Raw genomic sequence first — 15,753 nt, 5'->3', positions numbered from 1 at the left:
GTCGCGAGCGGCTGCCTGCGGGAAGCGGGCGGCGCGGTTGCCGAGACGGGCGCTTGAGGAGCGTGCGAGATGACCGAATCCGCCGGACACGGCGCTGCGGTTCCGGCCGGTCCCCACGAGGAACCGTTCGAGGGCCCGTGGCTGCTCGAACCGGTGCCGAAGGTCGTGGTCAAGGCCGACCTGCTGCCCGCGGTGAGCACGGCGTCGCTCATCGCGCTGCTCGGCATCCCGCTGGGCTGGCTCTGGTCCCTGCTGGCACCCGCGCAGGCCGGCGTGCTGCTGGCGGACGGGACGCTGGCGTCGATGCCGCTGGCGAGCTACCACGCGTTCGACGCGCTCGCGCTGTTCCTGCTGCTCGGCTTCACCGCCGGCGTGCTGGTGGCGGCGGTGCTGTGGATGTCCCGGCGGCGCCGGGGGCCGGTGCTGCTGCTCGCGGGCGTGGTCGGCGCCGCGCTGTCCGGCTGGCTGGCGATGACGCTGGGCGCCTCGTTCGCCGCCGCCGCGCACCCGGTACCGCCCACCGCCGCACCGGGCGACCTGATCCAGGAGGCGCCCGCGATCGGCACGGCCTGGGCGCTGCTCGCCCAGCCGTTCGGCCTGACCCTCGGCTACGGGCTCTGCGCGTCCTGGAACGGGCTGGACGACCTCGGGCGGCGCGGCGCCTGAGCTGCCTAGTTGACGCTGGCGTGCTGGGCGAACTCGGCCAGCGGGGCGGGCACGGCGCGCAGCTCGCGGAGGAACTCCGACTCGCGCAGCAGCAGCCTGCGAGCCATCCGCAGCCGCTCCAGCGGGTCGGTCTGGGCGAGCAGCTCCTGGCGGTCCTCGACGGTGAGCACGCAGTCGTCGGCCAAGGCGTAGGCGAGCTCTTCGACCTCGGCGCCCTCGTCGAGCCGGGGTGTGCTGCCCCCGCGCAGGCCGGTGGCGTGGTAGCGCTGGTGCGCGGCGCTGGCCGACATGGTCAGCCGCTCGCGCAGCGACTCCGAATCGCGCTCCGGCGGGGTGTCGGGCAGCCACTCGACCCGGGCCATCAGGTACGGCGCCGCGTGGTGGTCGATCTGGAGCAGCCGGAAGCGGTGCTCGCCGGTGCTGTTGATGTCGAAGCGGCCCTCGGGGAGCTGCTGCACCTGGTCGAGGTGCGCGCTGCAGCCCACGTCGTGCAGCGAGTCGACGTTGTCGGCGCCGACCTCCCAGCCCTGCCGGATGGCGACCACGCCGAAGCGGCGGTCCGGCACCACGTCGTTGATCAGGTCCGAGACGAGCTGGCGGTAGCGCGCCTCGAACACGTGCAGCGGGAGCCGGCCGCCGGGCAGCAGGACGGTCCCGAGCGGGAACAGCGGCAGCGTGTCGGTCACCGATCCAACGTACTCGGACAAAGTCCGAAGTAGCCAACCGTGTGCTGATCGGGTGTGGTGGTCCTGGTGCGTGGCGGTGCGGGTGGCGGAACCTCAGCGGCCTTCTCGTCGGGAGAACCAGCACCACCGTCAGGCAAGCGGCAAAGCCGCTTCCGCTTTGCCCCACCCTCGCAACTGGCACCGCCGCGGGTTCTCAGCGGTCTTCTCGCGAGGACAGCGCCGACGCCGTGTACGTCGTTGGTACATCAGGAGGCGATCGGCGCAGCGAGGGGACCGCTGAGGTTCCGCCACCGGCACCGCCCCGCAGCACGGTGTCGATGGGCTCGGGCTCAGGTCGGGGGGCGTAGTACTGCGAAGGGGTCGGTGACCTGCAGGTCGCGGCTGGTGAAGGCGAACAGCGCCGGGGGGCGCCCGCCTGCTGGTCCGGCGGCGACCGTGCGCCCGGTGGCCCGCAGCACGCCGCGCCGGGACAGCACGCGCTGGAGGTTGGTCGCCGCGATCTGGTAGCCGAGCGCGGCCGAGTAGATACGGCGCAGCTCGGAGACGGTGAACTCGGCCGGGGCCAGGGCGAACCCGATGTTGGTGTAGGAGAGCTTGGCCCGCAGCCGGTCGCGGGCCGCGGGCACGATCCGGGCGTGGTCGAAGGCGGTCGGCGGCAGGTCGTCGGCCGGGTGCCAGCTCGTGTCGGCGGGCACCGCGGGGTCGAGGTCGGAGGGCACCAGGCCGAGGAACGCGGTGGCCACCACCCGGTGACCGGGCACCCGGTCCGGGGCGCTGAACACCGCGAGCTGCTCGACGTGGGACAGCGTGTGCACGTCGACCTTCTCGGCGAGCTGCCTGCGGATCGAGGTCTCCACGTCCTCGTCGGCGCGGAGCCGCCCGCCGGGCAGCGACCACCGGCCCTGGTGCGGCTGCCTCGCCCGCTGCCACAGCAGCACGCGCAGCCGTCCGTCGCGCACCTGGAGCACCGCGGCGAGGACTTCGTGACCGGCATCGCCCTTGTCCCGCGCGGTCCCGGTGTTAGGATGTGGCACGTTTTCGATTCTAAGGCGAAAACCCCGATGGGGCGAAATCGGGGAGGGAGTGCGGCGCCCGCCGCGCGGTCGTTCGGCGGGTACCGGCGAGGAGGAACGAGATGGTCGCTGCTGCAACGTGGGAGCGGACCGATTCCGGCTACACCGGCGTGGTGCCGGACGCGGCCTGGGCGGAGGAGGTGCGGCGCCTGGCCGAGGAGCGCGACGCCGTGCTGCTGGCGCACAACTACCAGCTCCCGGAGATCCAGGACGTCGCCGACCACACCGGCGATTCGTTGGCGCTGAGCCGGATCGCGGCGAACAGCCCGGCGAGCACGATCGTGTTCTGCGGCGTGCACTTCATGGCCGAGACGGCGAAGATCCTCAGCCCCGGCAAGACGGTCCTCATCCCGGACGCGCGGGCGGGGTGCTCGCTGGCCGACTCGATCACCGCCGAGCAGCTCCGCGCCTGGAAGGCCGAGCACCCCGGCGCCGTGGTGGTCTCGTACGTCAACACCACGGCCGAGGTGAAGGCCGAGACCGACATCTGCTGCACCTCGTCCAACGCCGTCGAGGTGGTGCGCTCGATCCCGGCCGACCGCGAGGTGCTGTTCTGCCCGGACCAGTTCCTCGGCGCGCACGTCCAGCGCGAGACCGGGCGGGAGAACCTGCACGTCTGGGCGGGCGAGTGCCACGTGCACGCCGGGATCAACGGCCCCGAGCTGGCGGCGCGGGCGGCGGCGAACCCGGACGCGGACCTGTTCATCCACCCGGAGTGCGGCTGCGCCACCTCGGCGCTGTACCTGGCGGGGGAGGGCACCGTGGAGCCGTCCCGGGTCCGGATCCTGTCCACCGGCGACATGCTCACCGCCGCCCGGCGGACCGGGGCGAGCTCCGTGCTGGTGGCCACCGAGGTCGGGATGCTGCACCAGCTCCGCCGGGCCGCCCCGGAGATCGACTTCCGCGCGGTCAACGACCGCGCCTCCTGCCGGTACATGAAGATGATCACCCCGGCCGCCCTGCTGCGCTGCCTGCGCGAGGGCGCCGACGAGGTCCGCGTGGCCGAGGACGTCGCCGAGCGCGGTCGGGCCTCGGTGGAGCGGATGATCGGCATCGGCACCCCCGGAGGTGGCGAGTGAGCTGGGAGGCGGCGGCCGACCTGGTCGTGGTCGGCACCGGGGTCGCCGGGCTCACCGCCGCGCTGCGCGGGCGCGAGCTGGGCCTGCGGGTGCTGGTGGTGAGCAAGGACGCCGCGGCGGCGGGCAACACCGGCTGGGCGCAGGGCGGCATCGCGGTGGTCCGCCCCGACGAGCGCGACGCGACCGACGACCTGGAACGGCACGTCGAGGACACCCTGACCGCCGGGGCCGGGTTGTGCTCGCCCGCGGCGGTGCGCGGGGTGCTGGCCGACGGTCCCGAGGCGATCGCCCGGCTGCGCGCCACCGGCGCGGTGTTCGACCCGGGCGCGGACGGGGCGCTGGCCCGCACCCGGGAGGGCGGGCACAGCGCGTTCCGGGTGATCCACGCCGGCGGCGACGCGACCGGGGCCGAGGTGCAGCGGGCGCTGTCCGCGGCGGCCCGCGACGGCGGCGTCCCGGTGCTGGAGCGGCACTGCGCGGTCGAACTGCTGCGCGCCGACGACGGCGCCATCGCCGGGCTGCTCACCCTGGACGGCGAGGGCAACCCCGGCGCGCTGCGGGCGCCGGCCGTGGTGCTGGCCACCGGCGGGCTCGGCCAGCTCTACGCCGCGACCACCAATCCCGAGGTCTCCACCGCCGACGGCATCGCGCTCGCGTTGCGCGCCGGGGCGTCGGTGGCCGACCTGGAGTTCGTCCAGTTTCACCCGACCGTGTTGCACGCGCCGGACGCGCGGGGCCACCGCCCGCTGGTCACCGAGGCGGTCCGCGGCGAGGGCGCGGTGCTGGTCGACGTGCGCGGGCGGCCGGTGATGGCGGGGGAGCACCCGCTGGCCGACCTGGCGCCGCGCGACGTGGTGGCCGCCGCGATCGGCCGCCGCACCGCGGCGACCGGCACCGACCACGTGTACCTGGACGCGACCGGGCTGGACGGCTTCGCCCGCCGGTTCCCGACCGTGCACGCCGCCTGCCGGGCGGCGGGGATCGACCCGGCCACCGAGCCGATCCCGGTCACCAGCGCCGCGCACTACTCCTGCGGCGGCGTGGTGACCACGGTGGACGGCCGCACCGCGGTGCCCGGCCTCTACGCGGCGGGCGAGGTGGCCTGCACCGGGCTGCACGGCGCGAACCGGCTGGCCTCCAACAGCCTGCTGGAAGGGCTCGTGGTCGGCGGCCGGGCCGCCGAAGCGGTGGCCCAGGACCGGCGGCGCGGGCTGCTGGTCCGCCGACCGGCCGCCGAGACCGCCCCACCCGCGCAGGCGGTGGTGGACCGGGAGCTGCTGCAACGCACCATGAGCCGGGCTGCGGGCATCGGCCGCGACGCCGCCGGGCTCGCCGGTGCGGCGGCCGAGCTGGAGCGGCACGCGGTGGTCCGCCCGCTGCGGGACCGCCGGACCGTCGAGGACAGCGCCCTCGCGCTCACCGCCCGGGCGCTGCTGGCCGCGGCGGCCGAGCGCACCGAATCGCGCGGCTGCCACCGCCGCACCGACCACCCGGGCACCGACGACCTGCGGTGGCGGCGGAGCCTGGTGCTCCGGCTGGACGTGTCGGGGTGGCTGTTCACCGGCACCGGGATCGCGAGGGCGGCGGCATGAAAGCGGAACCGAACCTGGACGCGGCGCGCCGGGTGGTGCGCACCGCGCTGGCCGAGGACCTGGCCTTCGGCCCGGACGCCACCACGGCGGCCACGGTGCCCGCCGGGGCCACCACCGAGGCGGCGTTCACCACCCGGCAGCCGGGCGTGCTCGCCGGGCTGCCGCTGGTGCGCCTGACCCTCGACGAGGTGATCGGGGCCGACCGGTACCGGGTGCTGGAGGAGCGCCCGGACGGCGCGGCGCTCGCGGCGGGCGACTGCGCGCTGCGGGTGCACGCCCCGGTGCGCGACCTGCTCACCGCCGAGCGCACCGCGCTTAACCTGCTCTGCCACCTCTCCGGGATCGCCACCGCCACCGCGGCGTGGGTGCGGGCGGTGGCGGGCACCGGCTGCGACGTCCGGGACAGCCGCAAGACGCTGCCCGGGCTGCGCGCGCTGCAGAAGTACGCGGTGCGCCTCGGCGGCGGGGTGAACCACCGGATGGGCCTGGGCGACGCGGTGCTGATCAAGGACAACCACGTCGTCGCCGCGGGCTCGGCGGTCGCCGCGGTGCGCGCCTGCCGGGCGCACGCCCCGGAGCTGCCGATGGAGGTGGAGGTCACCGACCTCGACGAGCTCGACGCGGTGCTGGCCGAGGGCGTGGAACTGGTGCTGCTGGACAACTTCACCCCGGAGGGCTGCGCCGAGGCGGTGCGCCGGACCGCCGAGCGCGCCCCCGGCACGGAGCTGGAGGCCTCCGGCGGGCTCACCCTGGAGGTGGCGCGCGCCTACGCCGAGACCGGGGTGCGGTACCTGGCGGTCGGCGGCCTGACGCACTCGGCGCCCGCGCTCGACCTCGGGCTCGACCTGGCGGAGGAACCGCCCGCGTAGCCTGATCACCATGCGACCCGCGCCGTTCCCGCACGGAATCGAGACGGCTCGACGGCCCACCGGCCCGATCCTCGGCATCGTCGTGGTCGTGGCCTGCGTGCTGCTGGGCCAGCTCCTCGGTGCCGTGGTGCTGCTCCCGCTGTTCGGGCTCGAACCGATCGCGCTCTTCGCCGGACCGCTGGGGCCGGTCGAGCAGCTGGTGCTGCTGCTCAGCTCCGGTGGCCCGGTGGTGCTGCTGGCGCTGTGGATCGGGCTGAAGGAGCGGCGCCGGTTCGGCAGCGTCGGGTTCGTCCCGGCCTCGCGGGTCGGCCCGCGCCTCGGGCTGGGCGTCGGGGTCGCGGTGCTGCTGCTGTCGCTGCCGGTCGCGCTGAACCTGCTCACCGGCCAGTACGAGGTGCGCGCGGTGCAGCTCGCGCAGCTCGGCGCCGCGCTGCTGGCGCTGCTCGGGTTCGCCGTGCAGGCCTCCAGCGAGGAGGTGCTGATCCGCGGCTACCTGCTCCAGGTCGTTCGGCGCGGGTGGGGCCTGCCGGTCGCGATGGGGGTGCAGGCGGTGGTGTTCACCGCGCTGCACGGCGCCAACGCGGGGGTCAGCGCGGTCGGCCTGGTCAACATCCTGCTGGTCGCCGCCCTGCTCGGGTTCTGGGCGCTGGCCGAGGGCGGGCTGTGGGGGGTGTGCGCCTTCCACGTGGTGTGGAACTGGTTGCAGGGCAACGGTTACGGCATCGAGGTGTCCGGGATGGACATCGGCGCCGCGGTGCTGGACGTGGCCGCGTCCCAGGGCGCCGCCCCGCTGCTCACCGGCGGCGACTTCGGCGTCGAGGGCAGCCTGATCACCACCGCCGTCCTGCTCGCCGCCACGGCCCTGGCGGCCCGGGCCCACCACCGCCGCACCCCCTCCACCCGGTCGGGGGACGAATGACCGGCCCCGCCAGCACCGTTCACCCGCAAAGGAAGTGAGTGAGGGGCACCTTCATCCGACTATGCCGGATGAAGGTGCCCCTCACCTGTCACGACTTCACCTGGTCGAGGGCCTCAGCCGGTGGTGGGGCGGAGGGTGACCGAGTAGGCGTGCCGCTGGTCCGGTCGCACCCGGTACTGCTCCTGCACCGGCACCGGGGTGTCGCCGAGACCGGTCACCGCGTCGCTCACGTGCAGGGTGACGAAATCGTCCCGCACGAGCTGGTGGGCGAAGTCGGTGCGCTCGGCGTTGGAGTACCGGTCGGCCGCGATCGCCAGGTCCTCGCCGGCGACCTGGACGCCGCCGCCCTCGCCGGACAGCACCGCCCACGAGGTGTCGACCTTGACGCCGTTGTCCTGCGGCGGCAGGAAGTCGAACCACTGCTCGTCGACCGTGCCGGACCACCGCCCGATGTGCTGGGAGTCCTTCCGGTCCGGGTAGGACTCACCGGGTCCGCGGCCGTACCAGTCGAGCTGCCCGAACGATTCCGGCACCCGCATCGCGAAGCCCACCCGGGGCAGCCACGGCAGCGAGCGCATCCGCTCCCCGTAGGCCTCGACCTCGTGGTCGATGCGCACCGCACCGGTCCGGTCGACGGTGTAGACCCACCTGCTGTCGAAGCCGTTGCCGGGCGCGCCGGTCACGTCGGTGTCCACCGCGATCCGCACCTCGCCCGGCGCGGGCCGGGTGACCTCGAACGACCGGACGTGGGTGGTGAGCCGGTCGAGCCCGGCCGCGCGGAACTGCGCCTCCGGGTTGATGCCGCTCCAGTTGCTCCACTCGTTGCCGGTGGGCGCCCGGAAGACGTCGAGCCGCGGCCCGCCGACGACCTGCTCGCGCCCGTCCGCCCGCATCGAGGCCAGCGTTCCGGATTCGCGGTCGAAGGTGTAGCGGAAGCCCGAGCCGGCGACCGCGACCGAGTCCCCGGCCTCCTCGACCGACAGCGCACCGGCCTCGGCCGCGCCGTCGACCGGCGGTGGCGCCGGTTCGCTGCCGCCCGCGCGGAGCTGCTCGGTGCTGACCACGTGGTCGCCGCGCCGGGCTTCGAGCACCAGGAACCGCTCGGTCTTCCCGGCGGGCGGGAGGTCGAGCCGGACCTGCTCGGCCTGCCCGGGTCCGACCTCGGCGTCCACCGCGCCCGCGGCGAGTTCGCGCCCGGCCTCCACCAGCTTCCAGCTCAGCTCGTAGGCCGAGGTGGACAGCGTGTGGTTGAGGTTGCGCACGGTGAACTCGCCGGCGGACCCGCCCGGCTCGAAGCGGATCGGCGCGTGGCTGTAGGCCATCTGCGCCAGCTCCGGCTGCGGGGTGCGATCGGAGTTGATCACGCCGTTGGCCAGGAAGTTGGACGCGCCGTAGTCGAGGAACTCGCCGCGCCGCTGCTCGGTGTCGAAGTCCAGCGCCAGCACCGCCCGGTCCACCGGGTCGGCGGCGAACTGCTCGGGGGTGAGCGCGGTGTCGTAGATCCGCGCGGAGTCCACCACCGCGTGTGTGGTGCGCCCGGCGAAGGAATCGCCGTGCTTCTCCATGTTCCGGCCCACCGACACCGTGTACATCGTGTTCGGCGCGATGGTGCCGGAGTAGGGCTCGGCGGCCACCTCGACGCCGTCGATGTGCAGCCGGACCTGCTCGCCGTCGAAGGTGCCGGTCAGCCGGTGCCACTCGCCCCACCAGTCGTCCGGTACCGCCACCCGCGCGGTGTGCCAGGCGCCCTCGCCGTAGACGAAGAACTCGACGTGCTCGGCGTCGGGCATCTGCAGCGCCCACTGCTTGTCGCCCTTGGCGAGGAAGGTGCCCGAGCCCTGCCAGGACAGCGGCTTGACCTGGATGTCCAGCGTCACGGCGTCACCCGTGATGTCCAGCCGCGGATCGCGGTAGGCCTCCACCCAGTCGTCCAGACCGGACAGTTCCAGCCCCTTGCCCGCGACGCCCTCGACGGATTTCGGGTTCCCGCCGTAGTGCACGGGGATGCCGTTGCCGGAGACGTCCGGTGTGGACCGCAGCGGCCGGACCAGGCCCTGATCCACCCAGTCCCACACGAACCCGCCCTGCAACGACGGTTCGCGCCGGATGATCTCCCACATGTCCTCGTAGTGGCCCAGGCTGTTGCCCATCGCGTGCAGCCACTCGCCCATGATCACCGGTTTGGTGGTCTCGCGGGCGATCTCCTCCAGCCGGTCCGGGGAGGGGTAGCGCGGGCCCCACACGTCGGCGAACGGCGCGTCGCCGTCCGGGTGGTTGGACTGGTGGTACAGCGGCCGGGTGGGGTCGGTGGCGCGGGCGTGCTCGGCCATCGCGAAGTGCGCCTCGCCCAGCCCCGCTTCGTTGCCGGTGTCCCACAGCACGACGCTGGGGTGGTTCTTGTCCCGCTCCAGCATCGCCGCGAAGCGCTCGGCGAAGGCGGCCTGCCACTCCGGCCGGTCGGCGAGGCAGTCCCGGTCGCCGGTGGCGGTGCAGTCCTCGCGGTAGTGCGTCTCGATGTCGACCTCGTCGGCCAGCAGCAGGCCGTGCCGGTCGGCCAGCCGGTACCAGTACGGGTCGTTCGGGTAGTGCGAGGTCCGCACCGCGTTGACGTTGTGCCGCAGCATCAGCTCGACGTCCTCGCGCTGGGTGGCGCGGTCGACGGTGCGACCGGTCTCCGGGTCGTGCTCGTGCCGGTTCACCCCGCGCAGGTCGACGGCCTTGCCGTTGAGCAGGAGCTGCTCGTCGCGGACTTCGACCTCGCGGAAGCCGACCGGCTGCTGGGTGGTGTGCACGACCTGCCCGCGCTGGTCGACCAGTTCGAGCACCGCGGTGTACAGCGACGGCGTCTCGTCGCTCCACAGCTGCGGGTTCGCGATCTCCTGCGCCAGCTCCACCGACGCGCCGCCGCCGCCGCCGACCCGGACCTCGCGCTCGAACCGCGCGACCTCCGCGCCGTCCGGTCCGTGCAGCCGCGCCCGCACCACGTGCGGTCCGGCGCTGCCGCCGGGCACCCGGCGCAGGTCCACGCCGAGGCGCAGGGTGGCGTCGGTGTAGTCCTCGTCGAGCTCGGTGCGCACCGCCACGTCCTCCAGGTGCGTGCGCGGCACGCTGTAGAGGTGGACGCTGCGGAAGATCCCGGACAGGTGCCAGAAGTCCATGTTCTCCAGGTAGCTGCCCGAACCCCAGCGGTGCACCTGGACGGCGATGGTGTTGGTGCCCGGCCGCAGGTGCTCGGTCACGTCGAACTCGGCGGGGGTGTAGCCGCCCTGGTCGTAGCCGACGTAGCGGCCGTTGACCCACACGAACCAGCCGCTGGTGGCGCCTTCGAAGCGCAGCAGCTGGCGGCGCCCGTCCCAGTCGGCGGGGACCTCGAACTCGCGGACGTAGGCGCCCGTCGGGTTCACGTCGTCCGGCACCTTCGGCGGGTCGTAGGGCGCGACCTCGGAGGGCACGTTGCGGTAGATCGGCCGGTCGTGGCCCTGCTGCTGCCAGGCGCCGGGGACGGTGACCTCGTCCCAGCCCTGGCCGCCGCGCTGCCAGCCCGCGGGCAGGTCGCGGTGGTGCTCGACGTAGTGGAAGCCCCACTTCCCGTCCAGCGACCGGGTCCACGGGGTCGGTTCGTCGGCGGGGGCGTCGAGGTCGTGGCGCGCGGAGCGCAGCGCCTGCTCGGCGTCGGCGTAGGGGCGCAGCAGCGCGTGGTGCGGTTCCTGGCCTTCCCCGGTGCGTCCCGGGTCCTCCAGGTACCGCTCGACCTGCGCCGGATCGGTCGGTCCGTCGACGGGTTGCGACTGTGCGGTGGGGGCCACGACCAGCGCGGCCACCACCGAGGAGACGGCCACCACGAGGGCGGGACGCCATGACTGGCTTCGCATGAAACCTCCGGGAGGCATCAACACCGACGTTTTCTGTTCTTTCTTGTTTGACTCTGTGGTGTTGATGTCGGAGCTTGGAGCCCGGAGGACCCGAGGTCAATATGACCGAATCGAATTGCGCCTGTTCGGAGCAAGGCCGCACCGCGCCGCCGGGGCGGGTTCCGGCGGCGCGGCGCGGGCGGTGCTCAGGAGCCGAGCGGCGCCTCGGCGGCGGTCAGGGCGCGGAGCTGGACCGCCGGGTCCTGGCGCGGACCCCGGTTGTGCGGGAGCTTGCCCAGCAGCGCGGCCATCGCGCAGGTGTTGCTCAGCGCCGCGAAGGTCAGCCCGCCGCCGATCGCGGCGGCGAGCCACTTCAGCTTCGGGACGAACACGCTGCCGAGCACCCCGGTCAGCACCAGGGAACCCGCGACCAGCCGCACCTGGCGCTCCATCGCCCAGGTGCCGGTGCCCTGCTCCAGCGGGGCGCCGTCGCCCTCCCAGGCGGTGACCCCGCCGCCGAGCACCCGCCGGTCGGTCAGCCCGGACTCGGCCAGCAGCGCGTCGGCCTGCTCGGCGCGGGCGCCGGAGGCGCAGACCAGCACGACCGGGTCGGAGTGCTCGGCGCGCAGCGTCGGACCGGACTCGCGCAGCACCTCCAGCGGCACGTTGTGCGAGCCGGGGATGTGCGCGGCGGCGAACTCGCCCGGGGTCCGCACGTCGATCAACCGGGTGGTCGGCCGGGTGCGGAGCAGTTCCTTGAGCCGGGAGGTGTCCACGGTGCTGGTCATGGGGGTTCCCTTCCGTCGGGGCGGTGCCGTGCTGCTGTCGAAGGTACCCCCGGGGGTATATCGGAAGGGTGATGTGGTGAGGAACCCCATCCGCCCGGCGGCACGGCGCGGCGAGGGGCCGCCGGGCGGGAGGAGTCCTCAGAACCGGCGGTTGGCCAGCACCGGGACCGCCGCCCGCGCCTGGTCCACCGACTCCCGGTCGACGTCGACGACCAGCACGTCCGGGGCGTCACCGAGCTGCGCCCGCACCTCGCCCAGCGGGGAGGCCAGCAGGCTGTAGCCGATGCCGGTCGGCGCCTTGCCGCTGGGCTCCCGGCCGACGCTGCGCGGATCGGCCTGGCCGCAGGCCACCACCCACGAGGTCGAGTCCAGCGCGCGGGCCCGCGCGAGAAGCTCCCACTGGTCCCGCTTGCCTTCGCCCGCGCCCCACGAGGCGGCCGTGACGATCACCGAGGCGCCGCTTTCGGCCAGCGCGGTGTAGAGCCCGGGGAAGCGGATGTCGTAGCAGGTCGCCAGGCCGATCGAGGTGCCGTCCAGCTCGACGATCACCGGCTCGGCGCCGGGCGCCACGGTGCGCGACTCGGCGAAGCCGAACGCGTCGAACAGGTGCACCTTGTCGTAGCTGGTGTCCAGGCCGCGCCCGGTGGCCAGCAGGGTGTTGGTGACCCGGCCGTCGGCGCTGGGGGTGAACATCCCGGCGACCACCGCGATGCCCGCCTCGTCGGCCAGCCGCCGCACCTCGGTGGCCCACGGTCCGTCCAGCGGCTCGGCGACCGGGCCCAGCTTGATCCCGAAGCAGGCCATCGTCGCCTCCGGGAACACCGCCAGTTCGGCGCCCGCTTCCGCGGCCCGGCGCACGCCGTCGGCCACGAGCTCCAGGTTCGCCTCGGGATCGGGGCCCGACACGATCTGGCACAACGCAATCCGCATGACGCTTCCGCCTTTCTCAACCCGATATGATGCCTGTATACCAGTGATATGCGATGGGGGACTCCGCGTGCGGTCCGGTCGGCAGCTCGCCTACGACTACCTGAAGGACACCGTCCTCAGCGACCCCTCGATGCAGGGGCAGTTCGTCAACGAGCAGACCCTGGCCGACGAGATCGGGGTTTCCCGCACGCCCATCCGCGAAGCGCTGCTGCTGCTGGCCGCCGAGGAACTCGTGCAGCTGGTGCCCAAGCGCGGCGCCTACGTCGCCCCGATCAGCGGCCGGGAGATCCGCGAACTCTTCGAACTCCGGAGCGTGGTGGAGTGCTACGCCGCGACCCGGGCCGTCGAGCTCGACGAGGTCCCGCTGGAGACGATGCGCGCGGAACTGACCGCCCAGGCCGCCCTCGACGGCGACCGGGCCCGCGAGTTCATCGAGCACGACCACCGGTTCCACGCCGCCCTGGTGCGCGCCGTCGGCAACGACATGCTCACCAAGACCTACGACGGACTGCGCGCCCGCCAGGTGCGGGCCGGGGTCGAGGCGCTGCTCGGCTCCGACGACCGCAAGCAGGCCGTGCTCGCCGAGCACCAGGCCATCGTGGACGCGCTGGCGGCGCGCGACGCCGCGGCGGCCACCGCGGCCATAGAAGTGCATCTGAAAGCAACCCGCCAAGTTCTTCTTACGGCTTGATCTTTCGGTGTGCCGTGGTCCGGTTGCGTAGGGGTGCGGGTGGCGGAACCTCAGCGGCCTTCTCGCTCCGGGCGCCCTTCCTGATGTACAAGCGCGTACACGGCGTCAGGGCGTCCTCGCGAGAAGACCGCTGAGAACCCCGCGGCGGTGCGAGCTGCGAGGGTGGGGCAAGGCGGAAGCGGCTTTGCCGCTTGCCTGACGGTGGTTCCGTTTGGCGCGTGCCTGGGCACGCGGCTTCGCCGCTTGGCCGGGGGTCATGGTTGGGCGGGGGTGGTGGTGCGGTGTGCGCCGTCGTCGTGCGGGAGCGGTGAGCGGCCCAGCGCGAGGCCGATCAGCGTCACGCCGCAGGCCGCCGCCAGGTAGCCGGCCGGGGCGACCCAGGTGCCGAACGCCGCGAACAGCGAGGTGAACAGCAGCGGGGCCAGCGCGCCGCCGATCACGCCGGCCAGCGTGTAGGCCAGCGACGCCCCGGTGGAGCGCAGGGCCGGGCTAAACTGCTCGGCGACGAAAGCGGCCTGCGGCCCGTACATCAGCGCGTGCCAGAACAGGCCGACGACCACACCGGTGACCAGCATCGGCACCGACCCGCCGCCGACCGCCGGGAAGAACACGAACGGCCACAGCCCGGCGCCGATCGCCCCGACCGCGTAGAGCCGCCTGCGGCCCCAGCGGTCCGAGAGCGCACCGGCCAGCGGGATCAGGCCCAGTTGCAGGGTCGAGCCGACCATCACCCCGAGCACCGCCAGCCCGTCCGGCAGGCCGAGGGTCTGCGTGGCGTAGGTGAGCACGAAGACGGTGAACAGCGCGTAGAGCACGTCCGGTCCGACCCGGCTGAGGATCGCCGCCACCAGCGCGCGGGGCTCGCGGGTGAAGACCTCGCGCAGCGGGGCGGCGGCCCGGGTTCCGGAGCGCTGGAGCTCCTGGAAGACCGGCGTCTCCTCCAGCTTCACCCGGATCCACAGGCCGAACAGCACCAGCACGCCGGAGAGCAGGAACGCCACCCGCCATCCCCAGGACAGGAACTGCTCCTGGGACAGCGTGGCCGCCAGCGCCGCGAGCACCCCGTTGGCCATCAGGTTCCCGGCGGGCGGGCCGATCTGCGCCGCCGAGGCCCAGAACCCGCGCCGCTCGGGGCTGCCGTACTCGCTGGACAGCAGCACCGCGCCGCCCCACTCGCCGCCGATGCCCACGCCCTGCGCGAAGCGCAGCACCACCAGCAGCAGCGCGCCCAGCGCGCCGACCTGGTCGTGCGTCGGCAGCAGTCCGATCAGGACGGTGGCGATCCCGGTGACCAGCAAGGTGATCACCAGCACCTGCTTGCGGCCGAGGGTGTCGCCGAGCCGGCCGAAGACGAATCCGCCGAGGGGTCGGGACAGGTAGCCGACCGCGTAGGTGGAGAAGGCCAGCAGGGTGCCGGACAGCGGGTCGTGGCTCGGGAAGAACAGCTGCCCGAAGACCAGCGCCGAGGCCACCGAGTAGGCGGCGAAGTCGTACCACTCCAGCGACGTTCCGCTCAGCGCGGCGGTGAACGCCTTGATCAGGTCCTTGCGGGGCGGGGCGGGTGCTCGGGTCATCGGTGCTTCCTCGTCGTGGTGCATGTAATACTGGAGGTATACAACACGTATGCGGATTTGGGGAGGGTGCGATGTCACCACTTCGTTTCGGAGTCGGCGACGAGGTCGTGGAGGTGACCGTCACCGCGGCGCTCAACGCCGGGTACGCCGGGCGCAGCCAGCAGGACGTGGCCGCGCACGTGGCCGAGCTCGCCGAACTGGGCGTCCCGGCGCCGACCCGGACCCCGTGCCTCTACCCGGTGGCGCCGTATCTGGCGATGCAGACCGACGAGGTGCCGGTGCAGCACGGCCGCACCTCCGGGGAGGCGGAGTGGGCGCTGGTGGTCACCGGGCCCGAGGAGCGCGACGTGCTGCTCACCGCCGCCTGCGACCACACCGACCGGGACCTGGAGGTGCACGGCGTGGCCTGGAGCAAGCAGGCCGGGCCGGACGTCCTCGGTGACCGCGCCTGGCGGCTGGTCGACGTCGCCGACCGGATCGACCGGCTCACCCTGACGGCGTGGGCCGACGGCGCGCCGATCCAGCGGGGCACCCTCGCCGAGCTCCTCGATCCCGGGTACTGGCTGGCCGACCTGCGCGAGCGCGACCTGCTGCGGCCGGGCGTGGTGCTGCTGTCCGGCACGATCCCGATGCTGCCCGGCGTGGACCAGTTCGCCGACCGCTGGCGCGTCGAGCTCGGCGACCCCGACACCGGCGACACCCTCGCCTGCGACTACGCGGTCCGGCGCATGCCCGACGCGGTCGCCTGACCCCGGCAAAGACCGCTTTCGCCAATGGCCTGCGTGGCGGTGCAGGTGGCGGAACCTCAGCGGTCTTCTCGCTCCGGGCGCCCTTCCTCATGTACCCACCACGTGCACAGCGTCAGGGCGTCCTCGCGAGAAGGCCGCTGAGAACCCGCGGCGGTGCCGGTTGCGTGCGTGGGGTAGTGCGGAAGCGGCTGGCGCCGCTTGGCTGACGGCGGTTGGGCGAGTTCGCGGGTTCGCCAGGCAAGCGGCTCACGCTGCTTGCCTGGCGGTCGTGCCGATTCGTGCGTGT

Annotated in this window: 13 protein-coding genes; 7 read left to right on the top strand and 6 right to left on the bottom strand. The window is 73.7% G+C overall.

The features are described 5' to 3' along the window. Positions 1 to 69: 69 nt before the first annotated feature. Complete coding sequence (locus ACQP0T_RS20950; RefSeq protein ID WP_433869607.1) at positions 70 to 666, top strand: DUF2567 domain-containing protein; 597 nt, start codon at positions 70 to 72, stop codon at positions 664 to 666. Between the two features lie 5 nt (positions 667 to 671). Here the strand turns inward: ACQP0T_RS20950 and ACQP0T_RS20945 are convergent, their stop codons facing one another. Further along, positions 672 to 1,352, bottom strand: coding sequence for an LON peptidase substrate-binding domain-containing protein (locus ACQP0T_RS20945; RefSeq protein ID WP_433869606.1), 681 nt, complete (start codon positions 1,350 to 1,352; stop codon positions 672 to 674). Between the two features lie 329 nt (positions 1,353 to 1,681). Beyond that, a complete protein-coding gene (locus tag ACQP0T_RS20940) occupies positions 1,682 to 2,386 on the bottom strand; it encodes an NUDIX hydrolase (protein WP_433869605.1) in 705 nt (234 codons plus the stop codon). Positions 2,387 to 2,487: 101 nt separating this feature from the next. Here ACQP0T_RS20940 and nadA point away from each other — a divergent pair, with 101 nt between their 5' ends. From nadA to ACQP0T_RS20920, 4 genes are read left to right on the top strand one after another with little or no spacing between them, the layout of a single operon-like run. Next, positions 2,488 to 3,504, top strand: coding sequence for a quinolinate synthase NadA (nadA, locus tag ACQP0T_RS20935; RefSeq protein ID WP_345355111.1), 1,017 nt, complete (start codon positions 2,488 to 2,490; stop codon positions 3,502 to 3,504). Then, positions 3,501 to 5,096 carry an L-aspartate oxidase gene (locus ACQP0T_RS20930; RefSeq protein WP_433869604.1) on the top strand — a complete coding sequence of 532 codons (1,596 nt, stop codon included), beginning with the start codon at positions 3,501 to 3,503 and terminating at the stop codon, positions 5,094 to 5,096. The genes nadA and ACQP0T_RS20930 overlap by 4 nt, the downstream gene beginning before the upstream one ends. Then, on the top strand, positions 5,093 to 5,965 hold the full coding sequence (nadC, locus tag ACQP0T_RS20925; protein WP_433869603.1) for a carboxylating nicotinate-nucleotide diphosphorylase: 873 nt from the start codon (positions 5,093 to 5,095) through the stop codon (positions 5,963 to 5,965). Before ACQP0T_RS20930 ends, nadC begins: the two co-directional genes overlap by 4 nt. 10 nt (positions 5,966 to 5,975) lie before the next feature. Continuing rightward, positions 5,976 to 6,884, top strand: a complete 909-nt coding sequence (locus tag ACQP0T_RS20920; RefSeq protein WP_433869602.1) for a lysostaphin resistance A-like protein — start codon at positions 5,976 to 5,978, stop codon at positions 6,882 to 6,884. A gap of 113 nt (positions 6,885 to 6,997) precedes the next feature. On the opposite strand, the gene ACQP0T_RS20915 is transcribed toward ACQP0T_RS20920, so the two are convergent. From ACQP0T_RS20915 to ACQP0T_RS20905, 3 genes are all read right to left on the bottom strand, one after another. Next, complete coding sequence (locus ACQP0T_RS20915) at positions 6,998 to 10,756, bottom strand: glycoside hydrolase family 2 TIM barrel-domain containing protein (RefSeq protein ID WP_433869601.1); 3,759 nt, start codon at positions 10,754 to 10,756, stop codon at positions 6,998 to 7,000. A 185-nt stretch (positions 10,757 to 10,941) separates the two neighbouring features. Beyond that, a complete protein-coding gene (locus ACQP0T_RS20910; RefSeq protein WP_433869600.1) occupies positions 10,942 to 11,523 on the bottom strand; it encodes a rhodanese-like domain-containing protein in 582 nt (193 codons plus the stop codon). A 138-nt stretch (positions 11,524 to 11,661) separates the two neighbouring features. Then, positions 11,662 to 12,453, bottom strand: a complete 792-nt coding sequence (locus tag ACQP0T_RS20905) for a carbon-nitrogen hydrolase family protein (RefSeq protein ID WP_433869599.1) — start codon at positions 12,451 to 12,453, stop codon at positions 11,662 to 11,664. Positions 12,454 to 12,520: 67 nt separating this feature from the next. Between ACQP0T_RS20905 and ACQP0T_RS20900 the strand changes: the two genes are divergently transcribed. Next, complete coding sequence (locus ACQP0T_RS20900; protein ID WP_433869598.1) at positions 12,521 to 13,144, top strand: GntR family transcriptional regulator; 624 nt, start codon at positions 12,521 to 12,523, stop codon at positions 13,142 to 13,144. A 254-nt stretch (positions 13,145 to 13,398) separates the two neighbouring features. Here the strand turns inward: ACQP0T_RS20900 and ACQP0T_RS20895 are convergent, their stop codons facing one another. Further along, positions 13,399 to 14,718, bottom strand: a complete 1,320-nt coding sequence (locus ACQP0T_RS20895; RefSeq protein ID WP_433869597.1) for an MFS transporter — start codon at positions 14,716 to 14,718, stop codon at positions 13,399 to 13,401. 71 nt (positions 14,719 to 14,789) lie between these two features. Between ACQP0T_RS20895 and ACQP0T_RS20890 the strand changes: the two genes are divergently transcribed. Then, positions 14,790 to 15,467, top strand: coding sequence for a DUF2848 domain-containing protein (locus ACQP0T_RS20890; protein ID WP_433869596.1), 678 nt, complete (start codon positions 14,790 to 14,792; stop codon positions 15,465 to 15,467). Positions 15,468 to 15,753 lie beyond the last annotated feature (286 nt).

The sequence above is a fragment of the Saccharopolyspora sp. CA-218241 genome (assembly GCF_050954615.1).
In the GTDB taxonomy this organism is placed as follows: domain Bacteria; phylum Actinomycetota; class Actinomycetes; order Mycobacteriales; family Pseudonocardiaceae; genus Saccharopolyspora; species Saccharopolyspora cebuensis.
The sequence above is the reverse complement of the archived record's forward strand: the minus strand, read 5'-3'. Positions and strand labels throughout refer to the sequence as shown.